The sequence below is a fragment of the Bradyrhizobium sp. JR3.5 genome, assembly GCF_054057015.1.
Window position 1 is genome coordinate 383570 of record NZ_JBSRYV010000002.1, and the last position, 13718, is coordinate 397287.

Consider the following 13718-nt stretch of genomic DNA (forward strand, 5'->3'; position numbering starts at 1 on the left):
GTTCCGACCATGTCGTCGCCCGGCTCGACCGGGCGACCCAGTATTCCAGAGACGCCAATGGTTGAGCGGAGAAGCCGCGGCGTACTGGATGCCCCGCTTGAAGCGGGGCATGACAGGTCAGTCCGCCGCGCGCAGCCGATAGCCGATCCCGGTTTCGGTCAGCACGAATTGCGGACGCTCGGGGTCGGCCTCGATCTTCTGGCGGAGCTGGCGCACATAGACGCGCAGATATTGCGCGTCGGTCAGCTCGTCCCACAATTCCTTCAGGAGGAAGCGATGGGTCAGCACCTTGCCGGCATGCTGCACCAGCACGCGCAGGAGATCATACTCCTTCGGCGACAGCTTGATCTCCCTGTCGGCGACCTTGACGATCCGGCGCACCAGATCGACCGAGAGATCGCCGGAGCGGAACACCGGCCGCTCGCCCTGCACCTGCAGCTGGTGGCGCAGCGCCGCGCGCAGCCGCGCCAGCAATTCGTCCATGCCGAACGGCTTGGTCAGGTAGTCGTCGGCGCCGAGGTCGAGCGCCTGCACCTTGCCGGCCTCGTCGCCGCGGCTCGACAGCACCACGATCGGGACGCTCTCGTTGCGGCCGCGGATCATGCGCAGGAGATCGTGCCCCTGGATGTCGGGCAATCCGAGATCGAGGATGATCAGCGCCGGCCCCTCGCCCAGCATCTCCAGCGCAATTTTGCCGTTGGAGGCCTCGAGGATGTCGTAGCCCTGCGTGCTCAGCCCCATCCGCAGCAGCTTGCGGATCGGCGGCTCGTCATCGATGACCAGGACCTTGATCGGCGTCGCGTTCATGCAGCAGTGTCCAGCGCGTTGGTGTCGGCGGGGATCGGCAGGCGGATGGTGATGATGGCGCCGCTCCGGTCGGATCGGTTGGCCGCCGCGATCGTGCCGCGCATTGCCTCGACGAAACCGCGCGAGATCGCAAGGCCGAGGCCGGTGCCGGGGCGGACATGGTCGCCCTTCTCGGCGCGATAGAACTTGTCGAATACGCTATCAAGCTCGGCGGCCGGAATGCCGTTGCCTTCATCGAGGATCTGCAGCGCGATGGTGTCGCGGTCGCGCACGCCGCGGATCGAGATCGTGGTGTCCGAGGGAGCATACTTGGCGGCGTTGTCGAACAGGTTAAACAGCACCTGCTCGAACAGCACGGCGTCGAGCTCCAGCATCGGCAGGTCGGCCGCGAGCTCCAGCGACACCCGGTGATGCACCAGGATCTTGGCGGCGCGCCGCAGCGCGCTGCCGACGATCTCGCCGACATCGTGCCGCGCAGTGTTGGGCACGATCGCGCCGGATTCCAGCTTGGTCATGTCCAAGAGATTGGCGATGAAACGATTCAGCCGCTCCGACTCGTCGATCACGGTCGCCAGCAGATCATGCTTCTGGGCATCGCTCAGGCTGGCGCCGAGATCGCGCAGTGCCGAAGCCGAACCGAGCACCGAGGCGAGCGGCGTCTTGAGGTCGTGCGAGATCGAGGTCAAGAGCGCGCCGCGGAGGCGATCGGACTCGACCGTGCGCTTGACGCGATCCATGTCCTCGACCAGCAGCACGCGCTCGATCGCCAGCGCGCCCTGGTCGACCAGCGCGTCGAGCAGCCGGCGCTGGTCCGGCGTCAACAGCGGCCCGGTGCGGTCGTCGTCGATGCCGATCACGCCGATCGGGCCGCGGCCGGTGCGCATCGGCAGGAACAATCGCTTGCCGCCCGGCAGCGTGTCGGAGCCGCGGCCGGCCGGGCGATCGTTGCCCCAGGCCCAGTTGGCGGCGGCGAGATCGGCCTGGTCGAGCTGGTCCTCCGGCGGATAGCCGCTCTTGACGGTCAGCATCCCGCCCTCCGGCAGCAGCAGCACCACGCGTACCTTCAACATCAGAGCAATCTGGTAGGCGGTTGCCCACAACACATCGTCGAGCGTCGCGGTGCCGGCGAGCTTGCGGCTGAACGCATAGAGCGACTCGGTGGTGCGGACGCGGCCGATCGCGGTGTCGGCCTGGACGCGCACCCGCGCCGCGACGTTGGAGACCAGAAGTGCGATCAGCATGAAGAAGAAGAACGCCGCGACGTTGGTCGGGTCGGTGATGGTGAAGGTGTAGACCGGCGGCAGGAAGAAGAAATTGTAGCACAGCGAGGCCGCGACGCTGGCCAAGAGCGACGGCCACAAGCCGTAGCGCGCTGCCGCGCCGACCACCGCGGTGATGAAGACGAGGTCGACATTCTCGATGCCGAAGAATGGCTGGATCAGCTTGGCCGCGCCGAGCCCGATGGCCGTCAGCAGCAGCGCCATCAGATAGGGCCGCGGGTTGAACGGCTCCTGCCGCTGCGCGGTCTGCACCGCCGCCTTGCCGACCGGCAGCTCGTCGCCGGCGATCACGTTGACGCTGATATTGCCGGCGCGGCGCACCAGATCGTGCACCACCGAGCCGTGCGTCAGCTCGAACCAGCGCGAGCGCGTCGACTTGCCGATGATGATCTGGGTAACATTGTTGGCCTGGGCGAAATTGATGACGTCGTCGGCGATGCGGCGGCCGACGCCGGGAAGGGTCAGCGCCTCGCCGCCGAGCGATTCCGCGAGCCGCATGGTGTCAGAAAGCCGATCGCGCTGCTCGTCGTTCAGTTGCAGGCTGCGCCGCGTCTCGATGCTGACGGCGGTCCATTGCGCATGCAGCCGGTCGGCCAGGCGCTTGGTATAGCGCACGAGCCCGGCCGCGCGCGGATCCTCGCTCAGGCACACCAGGATGCGCTCGCCGGCGGCCCAGGGACCCTGGATGGCATTGGCCTGCATGTGGGTGAGCAGCTGCTCGTCGACCCGCTCGGCGGTACGGCGCAGTGCGAGCTCACGCAGCGCGGTGAGATTGCCCGGCGAGAAGTAGTGCTCCAGCGCCCGCTCGGCCTGTTTGGGCACATAGACCTTGCCTTCCTTCAGCCGCTGGATCAGGTCGTCGGGCGTGAGGTCGATCAGCTCGATGGCATCGGCGCGATCGACCACCGAGTCGGGCACGGTCTCGCGCACCCGCACATGGGTGATCTGCGCGACGACGTCGTTGAGGCTCTCGATGTGCTGGATGTTGATCGCGGTATAGACGTCGATGCCGTGCGACAGCAATTCCTCGACGTCGAGATAGCGCTTGGGATGCCGGCTGCCCGGCGCATTGGTATGCGCGAGTTCGTCGACCAGTGCGAGCTGCGGCCGCCGCGCGATCAGGGCGTCGAGGTCCATCTCCTCGAGTGTCTGGTCGCGATAGGCCAGCCGCTTCCGCGGTATGACCTCAAGGCCCTTCAGCAGTGCCTCGGTCTCCGCCCGTCCGTGGGTTTCAACGACACCGACCACGACGTCGACGCCCGCCTTGAGGCGGGCGTGGGCGCTTTGCAGCATCTCGTAGGTCTTGCCGACACCGGGGGCGGCGCCGATGAAGATCTTCAGCCGCCCCGATCGATCGGTCTCCCGGCGCGCCGCTTCCAGCAGCGCATCCGGCGAGGGTCGTTTATTGGGGTCACGCTGATTGGCCATGCCGCAATATAGTCATCCTGCGAGAGCGGGCCTACTCCCCTATTTCGCCTTTGCCGCGTCGAGCGCCAGGTTGAGCGCAAGAACGTTAACGCGGGGCTCACCGACAATGCCGGCGAAGCGGCCCTGCGTGTTCTGCGTCACCAACTCGCGCACCGCGTCCTCGGACATGCTGCGCGCCTTGGCCACCCGCGGCACCTGGAACAGCGCGGCGTCCGGCGAGATGTCCGGATCGAGCCCGCTTGCCGAGGTGGTGACGAGATCGACCGGCACGTTGGCCGACGGATTCTCCGCCTTCAGCTTCTCGACATCCTCCTTGACCCGGTCGTTCAGCGCCTTGCTGGTCGGGCCGAGGTTGGAGCCGCCCGAATTGGCCGCGTTGTAGGGCGCCGGCACGGTCTTCGTGGAATCGTTCGGATCCCGGCGCGACCGTCGCCGACGGCCGGCCGTGGAAGTATTTATCCTCCTTGAACTCCTGCCCGATCAGGGCGGAGCCGATCACCTTGCCGTCCTTCTCGATCAAGCTGCCTTGCGCCTGCTTCGGAAAGATGACGCCGGCAATCGCCGTCATGGCGAGCGGATAGGCAAGGCCCGTGATCGCGGTCAGCAGGACCAGCACGAGGATGGCGGGGCGGATTTCTTTAAGCATTGTAGGTCTCCTCAGTCTGCTTCGTCATTGCGAGCGAAGCGAAGCAATCCATGGTTCGGCAGAACGAGTGGATGGATTGCTTCGTCGCTTCGCTCCTCGCAATGACGGTTGTGGTTACGCGAGGCCAAGGGCGGCGACGATGAGGTCGATCGCCTTGATGCCGATGAACGGGATGATGATGCCGCCGAGGCCGTAGATCATCAGGTTGCGGCTGAGCAGCGCGCCGGCACCGACCGCGCGATACTTGACGCCCTTCAGCGCCAGGGGAATCAGCGCGATGATGATCAGCGCGTTGAAGATGATCGCCGACAGGATCGCGCTTTGCGGGCTCGCCAGGTGCATGACGTTCAGCACCTGAAGCTGCGGATAGAACGCGAGGAACATCGCCGGGATGATCGCAAAGTACTTTGCGACGTCGTTGGCGATCGAGAACGTGGTCAGCGCACCGCGGGTCATCAGCAGCTGCTTGCCGATCTCGACCACCTCGATCAGCTTGGTCGGGTTGGAGTCGAGGTCGACCATGTTGCCGGCCTCGCGGGCCGCCTGGGTGCCGGTGTTCATAGCGACGCCGACGTCGGCCTGCGCAAGCGCCGGCGCGTCGTTGGTGCCGTCGCCGCACATCGCGACCAGCTTGCCCTTGGATTGCTCGTCGCGGATCAGCTTGAGCTTGTCCTCAGGGGTTGCCTGCGCCAGGAAGTCGTCGACGCCGGCTTCGGCTGCGATCGCGGCCGCAGTCATCGGATTGTCGCCGGTGATCATCACGGTGCGGATGCCCATGCGGCGCAGCTCGGCAAAGCGCTCGCGGATGCCGCCCTTGACAATGTCCTTCAGGTGCACGACGCCGAGCAGCTTGCCGTCCTTGGCCACCGCCAGCGGGGTGCCGCCGGCCTTGGCGATCTCGTCGGCGATCGCCTGGATCTCGCGCGCCTCCGGACTCATCGTCGCCGCGACCGCGCGAACCGTGTTGCCCGAGGCGACGGCGCGGGACGAGCCGCCATCGACATAGGCGAGGATGGCATCCACCGCGCCCTTGCGGACAGACGAGGTGCCGGCATCGATGCCGCTCATGCGGGTTTGCGCCGTGAACGGCACGAAGGTCGCGGCAAGCTCGTGCATGTCGCGGCCGCGGATGCCGTATTTCTCCTTGGCCAGCACCACGATCGAGCGGCCCTCCGGCGTTTCGTCGGCGAGCGAGGCGAGCTGCGCCGCGTCGGCGAGGTCCTGCTCGGAGACGCCGCGGATCGGCCGGAACGCGGTGGCCTGGCGGTTGCCGAGGAGGGTGATGGTGCCGGTCTTGTCCAAGAGCAGCGTGTCGACGTCGCCGGCGGCTTCCACCGCGCGGCCGGACATCGCCAGCACGTTGAAGCGGACCAGGCGGTCCATGCCGGCGATGCCGATCGCCGACAGCAGCGCACCGATCGTGGTCGGGATCAGCGTGACGAACAGCGCCACCAGCACCACGACCGAGATCGAGCCGCCGGCATAAGCCGCATAGCTCGGAATCGTCACCGTCGCGAACACGAAGATGATGGTGAGGCCCGCGAGCAGGATGTTGAGTGCGATCTCGTTCGGCGTCTTCTGCCGCTCGGCACCCTCGACCAGCCTGATCATGCGGTCGATGAAGGTCGAGCCCTGCGCCGCGGTGATGCGGACGCGAATCCAGTCCGACAGCACCTGGGTGCCGCCGGTGACCGCCGAACGGTCGCCGCCGGACTCGCGGATAACAGGCGCGGATTCACCCGTGATGGCGGCTTCGTTGACCGAGGCCACGCCTTCGATCACCTCGCCGTCGGACGGGATGTTGTCGCCGGCCTCGACCAGCACAATATCGCCGACCTTCAGCGAGGTGCCGGGCACCATGCGATAGGTCCGGTCGGTGCCGGTGAGCAGCTTGGCCTGGCTCTCGGTGCGGGTCTTCTTCAGCGATTCCGCCTGCGCCTTGCCGCGGCCCTCGGCGACGGCTTCGGCGAAGTTGGCGAACAGCACCGTGAACCAGAGCCAGATGATGATCTGGAAGGTGAAACCGAGGTTGGCGCCGCCGGTGACGAGGTCGCGCACGAAGATGATTGTGGTCAATGCGGCCACCACCTCCACCACGAACATCACGGGGTTCTTCATCATCAGCCGGGGATCGAGCTTGACGAAAGCCGACCAGATCGCCGGCACCAGGATCTTCGGGTCGAGCATGGTCGACGCCGTCACCTGCTTCTGCAGTTTCATGGTTTCCATGGATGTCACTCCGGACGTATTCGATCAGAACAGGGTGTTGGCGTTCATGGCGAGGTGCTCGACGATCGGCCCGAGCGCGAGCGCCGGGAAGAAGGTCAGGCCGCCGATGATCAGGATCACGCCGATGACGAGGCCGACGAACAGTCCGCCGGTGGTCGGGAAGGTGCCCGCCGAGGCAGGGATCGACTTCTTCTCGACCAGCGATCCCGCGATCGCCATCGCCGGCACGATCATGAAGAAGCGGCCGACGAACATCGCAGACGCAAGCGTCAGATTGTAGAACAGCGTGTTGCCGGACAGACCCGCGAAGGCCGAACCGTTGTTGCCGGTCGAGGACGTGTAGGCATAAAGCACCTCGGTGAAGCCGTGCGGGCCGGCATTGGCCATCGAGGCCACCGCCGACGGCAGCACCACGCCGACCGCGGTCCAGCCGAGATACATCAGCGGCAGCACCAGGATCGCGAGCATTGCCATCTTGACCTCGCGCGCCTCGATCTTCTTGCCGACATACTCCGGCGTGCGGCCGACCATCAGGCCGGCAACGAAGATCGCCAGCACGACGAACAGCAGCATGCCGTAGAAGCCGGCGCCGACACCGCCGATGATGACTTCGCCGAGCTGCATGTTGATCAGCGGGATCATGCCGCCGAGCGCGGTGAAGCTGTCATGCATGGCGTTGACCGCGCCGCAGGACGCGGCGGTAGTGACGACGGCGAACAGCGAGGACGCGACGATGCCGAAGCGGACCTCCTTGCCCTCCATGTTCCCGCCGGTAAGACCCAGCGCCTGCAGCGCGGAGGTTCCGTTGGCTTCCGCCCAATAGGTGACGGTGACGCCGGCGACGAACAGGATGCCCATCACGGCCAGGATCGCCCAGCCCTGGCGCTCGTTGCCGACCATACGGCCGAACACGTTGGTCAGCGCTGCGCCGAGCGCGAAGATCGAGATCATCTGCACCAGGTTCGACAGCGCGGTCGGATTCTCGAACGGATGCGCGGCGTTGGCGTTGAAGAAGCCGCCGCCATTGGTGCCGAGCATCTTGATCGGCAACCTGCGAAGCCACCGGTCCGAGCGCAATGGTCTGCTTGCCGCCCTCCAGCGTGGTGGCATCGACATAGGCGCCGAGGGTCTGCGGCATGCCCTGCGAGACCAGGAACAGCGCATAGACGATGCAGATCGGCAGCAGGACATAGAGCGTGCAGCGCGTGACATCGACCCAGAAATTGCCGACCGTGCGCATCGACGAACGGGTGAAGCCGCGGATCAGCGCCATCGCCAGCGCGATGCCGGTCGCCGCCGACAGGAAGTTCTGGTGGGTCAGGCCCAGCATCTGGACCAGATAGGACAGCGTGCTCTCGCCGCCGTAGTTCTGCCAGTTGGTGTTGGTGATGAAGGAGATCGCGGTGTTGAAGGAGAGATCCTCCGCAACCGCCGTCTGGCCGGCCGGGTTGAACGGCAGCACCGCTTGTAGCCGCATCAGGCCGTAAATGAGAGCGAAGCCGCCGACATGGAACAGCAGCATGGCGACCGTATAGGTCAGCCAGTGCTGCTCGCGCCGCTCCTCGACGCCGCCGACCCAGTAGATGCCGCGCTCGACCGGGCGCAGCACGGGCGAGAGGAAGGTGCGCTCGCCGTTGAACACGCGGGTCATGTACCAGCCGAGCGGTTTGACCAGCGCGACCACGATCGCGCAGAACAGAATAATTTGAATCCAACCGATGACGGTCATTGCGTCAAACCTTTCGAATGGGTGCGAAGCGCAGCAGCGACGCGAACACGCCGAGCAACAGCCCGGTCAGCACCGCGTCGGCCAACAGAATTGTGCAAAGCGCTGACATCGCGGGCCGCCTAGAAGCGTTCGGGCCGCAGCAGTGCGTAGGTGAGGTAGAACAGCAGGCTGAGCGAGACGAGGCCGGCGAGCGAGTAATCGAAGATCATCGCCGCCTCCCTTAAAGCCGTTCGCAGGCGTAGGCATAACCGATGCCGGCCGCGAAGAAGCCGATCGCGAGCGCCGCCATGAGAATGTCCATCATGTGAGACTCCTATGCATCCGAGGGGCGCGGGCGACCGTATAAGCGCTCCGCGCCGGATCACCGTGAGGTGCCATCCGGGGCATAGGTTTTCGAGATGTGACGCATAAGGACGTTATAGGAATCCTATAAGTACGACGGATGCTCTCCGCCGTCGTCCCGGCGAAGGCCGGGACCCCCATAACCACAGGGCCAAGTTTTGCGATGGCTGGGGCCCCAGCCTGATCTCACAAGCAGATTCGGTGGTTATGGCAATTGCGCACTAGGCCGGGACGACGCATGATCTTTATGGAATCCCTATATCTCCGCCCCTCGCCTCATCTCGTTTTCAAATGGCCATCGCGCCATTTTGGGCCTGCGGCCAATACCTTCGGCCGCATCTTCGACGAGATGACGCCATGTCCGTGCTATCCCAACCCACTTCCACCGACCTCGGCGAACGGCTCCGCGATGCCCATGCTGTCACCGCCGAGTTCATGGCCGACATCATCAGCCAGACCTGCCGGCGCTTTCCCTCGGTCGGACAAAGGGGCAAGACCTCCCGTGTCGAGCGCCTGATCCAGTCGGGCGCCTGGACCGATGCCGCGATCGCGCTGCTCGATCTCGAGCTGCCGCAATGGCAGATCCGCCGCCTGGTCTATGACGAGGGCGAGTGGTACTGCGCATTGTCGCGCGAACGCGAGTTGCCGGACTGGCTCGACCAATCGATCGAGGCCCACCATGCGGATCTTGCGCTCGCGATCCTCAGCGCCTTCGTCGAGGCGCAGCGGATCACGACACCCGAGAACCGCACCAGCGTGCCCACCGTCCGTCGCGGCATCAGCTCGCTCTACGAGCCGATGCTGGTCGACAATATCGGCTGATGGCGGCGCCGTGGTGAACGCAAAGCAACTGCCGCAGCAGCTGCAGTCGGTCCAGGTCCTGGTCCGGTTCGGTTTCCGGCTTGCCATCATGATCGGGTTCGCCGTCTTCGCGGGCGCAGGCTTCGGCAGGGGCCTCGTCACGCTGCTCTGGATGTCGGCGCTGATCTGCGCGCTCGCTGGCCTCGTCAAGCGCGAGATGCCGTTCGCGGCAAACCTCAATCACTGGGACGAGATGACCGCCTATGTCGCGCTGTGCGCGCTCGGCACCGGAATCGTCCAGCACATCTAAGCCACCCCCTCAAATCCTATGCCGCTCCTATGAAGTCGGCCGTCCGCCGCGCTCGATTTCATATCCGGCAAAACAGACATTGAACGCGTGACTTCCACCTGAAGGACTATCACCGTGAAACTCGTCGAACCTCCCTCGTGTAGCGCTGTGTCCACCATTGTCTTCATCGGCCGCAATCACCGCGGCCAGTGGGTCGCCCAGCAGCAGAACGGCCTCTATGGCGGCCTGTTCGTCAACCGCGCCCAGGCCGTCAAATACGCGCTGTTCGAGAACGGCCAGCACCCCGAAATGATCGTCGAGCTGTCGCGCGAGTTCGAGCTCGATATGCGCGGCGAAACCGCGCCCCTCCCCGCAAGCCGCGTGGGCCTGAGCCACTCCCATGACTGCGAAAGTCACTTCGAAAGCGGATTCGGCGGCGTGGCTGTCAGGCTTCATCCCCGATCTTCCGACCCCCTTCAACCACCGGGACGAAATCGACGCTGATGCGTTCGGCCGGCTGTGCGAGCGTCAGATCGCGGCCGGCGCCTCGGCGCTGGTGGTCGGCGAGACCGCGGGTGAAAGTTCGACGCTGGAGCCCGCGGAGCGCGCGCAGCTGGTTCGCATCGCGGCCAGTGTCGCGCGCAAGCGGATCCGCATCATCGCCGGTGCCGGGTCGAACGCGACGGATCGTGCCGTCACGTTCGCGCGCGCGGCGGAAGCGGCCGGCGCCGACGCCATCATGTCGGTCGTGCCGTATTACAACAAGCCGATGCCGCGGGGCATGGCGGCGCATTTCCGCGCCGTCGCCGCCGCCACGACACTGCCCGTGATCCTGCACGACATTCCCGCGCGGACGGTGAAAGGCCTCACCGACGAGACGCTGGTTGAGCTCGCAGCATCGCCGCGCATCATTGGACTGCGAGATGGCAGCAGCGACGTCGCCCGCCTCAGGCGCCTGCGTCCACGCCTGCCGGCGACATTCCGGATGCTGACCGGCGATGACACCGTGTCGCTCGCCTATATGGCCGCCGGCGGTAATGGCTGCATCTCGTCGGTCTCGAACGTCGCGCCTGATCTGTGCGTGGCGGTGGCCCGGCACCTGCGTGAGGGCCGGCTGTATCAGGCGCGCGAGCTGCATCAGCGCCTGGTGCCGCTCGCGACGCTGCTGGAGCGCGAGCATCCCGCCGCCCTGAAATTCGCACTGGCGCTGTTGGGGTTCATGCAGCCGGTGACGCGGCTGCCGATCGTGCAACTGGGTACAACGGCAAAGGCCGAGCTCGCGCAGGCGATGGCTGAGCTTGCCGACGAGTACCTCGCCGCTGCGCGGTGAGCTTTACCGACCCGACGCCAGCCATCGCGATGCACAATGGGATCAGCGAACGGCGTCCGTGACGCCGCGCCATATTGAGGTTCCGGAACGGCATCCCATATCCACGGCAAGGGAGTGCTTGCCGTGCAGACCTTCAAGGCGGCTCTCGTTGTGGCGATCGCCCTGGTCGCTCTGGTTGTTTCCATTGGTCCCGGTACGGCCGCGGACAACAACCGTCCTGCCCTGACCATTTCAATCGACGGAGCGATCGGGCCGGCATCGGCCAGCTACGTCAAGGACGGCCTGGCAAAGGCCGCTGAGCGGCGCGCCGAGATCGTCATTCTGCGCCTGAATACGCCGGGCGGTCTCAGCAGCAGCATGCGCGAGATCATCACCGACGTGCTGGCCTCGCCCGTTCCCGTCATCGGCTATGTTGCTCCCTCCGGCGCCCATGCAGCGAGCGCCGGGACCTATATTCTCTATGCGACCCATCTCGCGGCCATGGCGCCCGGCACCAATATCGGCGCGGCGACGCCGGTGCAGATCGGCGGCCCGATGCCAGGTTTGCCGGGCAGCACCCCGGACAAGGACGGCAAGGACCAGAAGGACGGCGACAACCCGTCCACGACCAAAGATACCATGACGGCGAAGGTGACGAACGATGCCGTCGCCTTCATCCGCAGCCTCGCCGAACTGCGCGGCCGCAATGCCGACTGGGCCGAGAAGGCGGTCCGCGATGCCGCCACTCTCTCCGCCAACGCCGCGTTGCAGGTCCGTGTCATCGAATTCACTGCGCATGATCCGGCCGACCTGCTCAGGCAGATCGACGGCCGGACGGTGGAGCTTGCCGGCGGCAAGACACAACGCCTGGCGACGAAGGATGCCGTGATCGAAGCCATCGAGCCCTCCTGGCTCTCGCGCGTGCTTGCGGTCATTACCGACCCCAACATCGCATTCGTTCTCCTGATGGTCGGCATCTACGGCCTGATCTTCGAATTCATGTCCCCCGGCGCCGTGGCGCCCGGAGTTGTCGGCACGATCTGCCTGCTGCTCGGCCTCTACGCACTCAACATGCTACCGATCAACTACGCCGGCTTCGCCTTGATGCTGATCGGGATGGCGCTGCTCGCGATCGAAGCCTTCAACCCGACCGTCGTGATCGGCCTCGGAGGCATCGTCGCCTTTGTCCTGGGAGCCGCCATGCTGTTCCGGATCGAGGCGCCCGGATACCACCTGTCATGGCCGCTCATCGGCATCGTCGCCGCGATGTTCGCAGGTCTCATTCTGGTCGTGCTCGGGGCGCTGCGCCGCGCGCGCAACGGTCCACTGCGGACAGGTGCGCAAGCCATGCGCGGGCTACCGGCCGAGGTGCTCGACTGGTCCGAGACGTCAGGTCACGTCTTCACCAATGGCGAACGCTGGCAGGCGCGCGGCACCGAGGCGTTCAAGGCCGGAGAGACGGTCGAGGTGGCCAACATCGTCGATTTGACGCTGGTGGTGCGGCGTGCGCCGGCTTCCGCCGGCGAAGGAGGTACAGCATGATGCTTGATTATTTTACCTATGCGGCGGTCGTCCTGCTTGTCATCATCTTCCTGACCCAGGCCGTGCGCGTGCTGCGCGAATACGAGCGCGGCGTCATCTTCACGCTCGGCCGCTTCACCGGGGTGAAGGGCCCGGGGCTCATCATCCTGATTCCGGTCGTGCAGCAGATCGTGAAGGTCGATCTCAGGGTGATGGTACAGGTGGTGCCGCCGCAGGACGTGATTTCCCGCGACAACGTCTCGGTCAAGGTCAACGCCGTCCTCTACTTCCGCATCGTCGACCCCGAGCGCGCCATCATCAAGGTCGGCGACTACATGGCAGCGACCAGCCAGCTTGCCCAGACCACGCTGCGCTCGGTGCTCGGCAAGCACGAGCTCGACGAGATGCTGGCGGAACGCGACAAATTGAACGCCGATATCCAGGAAACCCTCGACAAGCAGACCGACGTCTGGGGCATCAAGGTCACCGCGGTCGAGATCAAGGATATCGATCTCAACGAAACCATGGTGCGGGCGATCGCCAAGCAGGCCGAGGCGGAACGGTTGCGGCGCGCCAAGGTGATCAACGCCATGGGCGAGCAGCAGGCCGCCGAGAAGCTCGTCGAGGCCGGCCGGATCCTCGCCCAGGAGCCGCAGGCGATGCAGCTCCGCTATTTCGCGGCGCTGCATGATATCGCCGGCGAACGCTCATCGACCGTGGTCTTCCCGCTCCCGATGAACCTGCTCGATCACCTGATGCCACGAGGTGGAACGATGTAATCCGGTTTGCTAGTGCCCGTGATGCTTGGCCCGCCACGCCGGACCCGGGCCGCGCATATAATGCGCCTCGGGCCGGTAGCCGCTGATCGGCTCCTCGCCGATCCAGGCGAGGAATTTCAGCATCCCTTCGGCGGCGCGGCGCAGCAGGGCAGCGATGAATGAAGCGGCGCGCATCTCAGTAATCCCACTTCTCGCCGAGCACGACCGGCGCCCGGGGATATTTCTCGGCATCGCCGCCGAGCATGCCGACATGGAGATGGCTGCGCGCCCAATCCTCGTGGCCGCGATGCAGCAACAGCTCATTGCGCAGCCGATGGATCTTGGCAGCCGCGATGGCGCGGTGAACAGTCCTGAACGCAAGACCGATCCGCCGGATGGTCCGCCGCAGCGTCGCCGGCATGGCACCGGCCGAACCGTGCGGCCGGGCATCGTGTACATGGAGCAAGGTCATGTCCCACCTTCCTGGTAGGCGGTGCGCGAACGCACCGCGTCACGCCAGAAGATGCTGGGAAGGCCGTAGGAATTCGAGAGGACCCGCCGCGGTGCGGCATAGGCGCC

Annotated in this window: 11 protein-coding genes and 3 pseudogenes; 6 read left to right on the top strand and 8 right to left on the bottom strand. The window is 65.6% G+C overall.

The genetic code is table 11. The features are described 5' to 3' along the window. Window positions 1-117: 117 nt before the first annotated feature. The 6 genes and pseudogenes from ACVWW1_RS18380 to ACVWW1_RS18405 all read right to left on the bottom strand — a co-directional run bounded on the left by ACVWW1_RS18380 (window position 118) and on the right by ACVWW1_RS18405 (window position 8328). Window positions 118-807: a response regulator gene (locus tag ACVWW1_RS18380; protein ID WP_207832041.1), complete on the bottom strand. Its 690-nt coding sequence runs from the start codon at window positions 805-807 to the stop codon at window positions 118-120. Then, window positions 804-3515, bottom strand: a complete 2712-nt coding sequence (locus ACVWW1_RS18385) for a DUF4118 domain-containing protein (protein WP_456656940.1) — start codon at window positions 3513-3515, stop codon at window positions 804-806. The genes ACVWW1_RS18380 and ACVWW1_RS18385 overlap by 4 nt, the downstream gene beginning before the upstream one ends. A 39-nt stretch (window positions 3516-3554) precedes the next feature. After that, window positions 3555-4161: pseudogene (locus ACVWW1_RS18390) on the bottom strand (K(+)-transporting ATPase subunit C). Window positions 4162-4275: 114 nt separating this feature from the next. Further along, a complete protein-coding gene (gene kdpB / locus ACVWW1_RS18395; protein ID WP_456656941.1) occupies window positions 4276-6390 on the bottom strand; it encodes a potassium-transporting ATPase subunit KdpB in 2115 nt (704 codons plus the stop codon). Between the two features lie 24 nt (window positions 6391-6414). Further along, window positions 6415-8119 (bottom strand): annotated as a pseudogene (gene kdpA, locus ACVWW1_RS18400) (potassium-transporting ATPase subunit KdpA). Window positions 8120-8238: 119 nt separating this feature from the next. Next, window positions 8239-8328 (bottom strand): K(+)-transporting ATPase subunit F, encoded by a 90-nt coding sequence (locus ACVWW1_RS18405; RefSeq protein WP_456656942.1) that lies wholly within the window; start codon window positions 8326-8328, stop codon window positions 8239-8241. A 490-nt stretch (window positions 8329-8818) separates the two neighbouring features. Here ACVWW1_RS18405 and ACVWW1_RS18410 point away from each other — a divergent pair, with 490 nt between their 5' ends. The 6 genes and pseudogenes from ACVWW1_RS18410 to ACVWW1_RS18435 all read left to right on the top strand — a co-directional run bounded on the left by ACVWW1_RS18410 (window position 8819) and on the right by ACVWW1_RS18435 (window position 13160). Continuing rightward, on the top strand, window positions 8819-9283 hold the full coding sequence (locus ACVWW1_RS18410) for a hypothetical protein (RefSeq protein ID WP_456656943.1): 465 nt from the start codon (window positions 8819-8821) through the stop codon (window positions 9281-9283). A gap of 13 nt (window positions 9284-9296) precedes the next feature. Then, complete coding sequence (locus ACVWW1_RS18415) at window positions 9297-9572, top strand: hypothetical protein (RefSeq protein ID WP_456656944.1); 276 nt, start codon at window positions 9297-9299, stop codon at window positions 9570-9572. Window positions 9573-9686: 114 nt separating this feature from the next. Then, window positions 9687-9899, top strand: a pseudogene (locus ACVWW1_RS18420) (hypothetical protein); the annotation flags it as partial. Window positions 9900-9951: 52 nt separating this feature from the next. After that, on the top strand, window positions 9952-10881 hold the full coding sequence (dapA, locus tag ACVWW1_RS18425; protein ID WP_456656945.1) for a 4-hydroxy-tetrahydrodipicolinate synthase: 930 nt from the start codon (window positions 9952-9954) through the stop codon (window positions 10879-10881). A 123-nt stretch (window positions 10882-11004) separates the two neighbouring features. Continuing rightward, window positions 11005-12402 carry an NfeD family protein gene (locus ACVWW1_RS18430; protein ID WP_456656946.1) on the top strand — a complete coding sequence of 466 codons (1398 nt, stop codon included), beginning with the start codon at window positions 11005-11007 and terminating at the stop codon, window positions 12400-12402. Continuing rightward, complete coding sequence (locus ACVWW1_RS18435; protein WP_456656947.1) at window positions 12399-13160, top strand: slipin family protein; 762 nt, start codon at window positions 12399-12401, stop codon at window positions 13158-13160. The genes ACVWW1_RS18430 and ACVWW1_RS18435 overlap by 4 nt, the downstream gene beginning before the upstream one ends. A 9-nt stretch (window positions 13161-13169) precedes the next feature. On the opposite strand, the gene ACVWW1_RS18440 is transcribed toward ACVWW1_RS18435, so the two are convergent. Next, window positions 13170-13334, bottom strand: a complete 165-nt coding sequence (locus tag ACVWW1_RS18440; protein WP_171947520.1) for a hypothetical protein — start codon at window positions 13332-13334, stop codon at window positions 13170-13172. Between the two features lies 1 nt (window position 13335). Next, complete coding sequence (locus tag ACVWW1_RS18445) at window positions 13336-13611, bottom strand: hypothetical protein (RefSeq protein ID WP_092116213.1); 276 nt, start codon at window positions 13609-13611, stop codon at window positions 13336-13338. Between the last annotated feature and the right edge of the window lie 107 nt (window positions 13612-13718).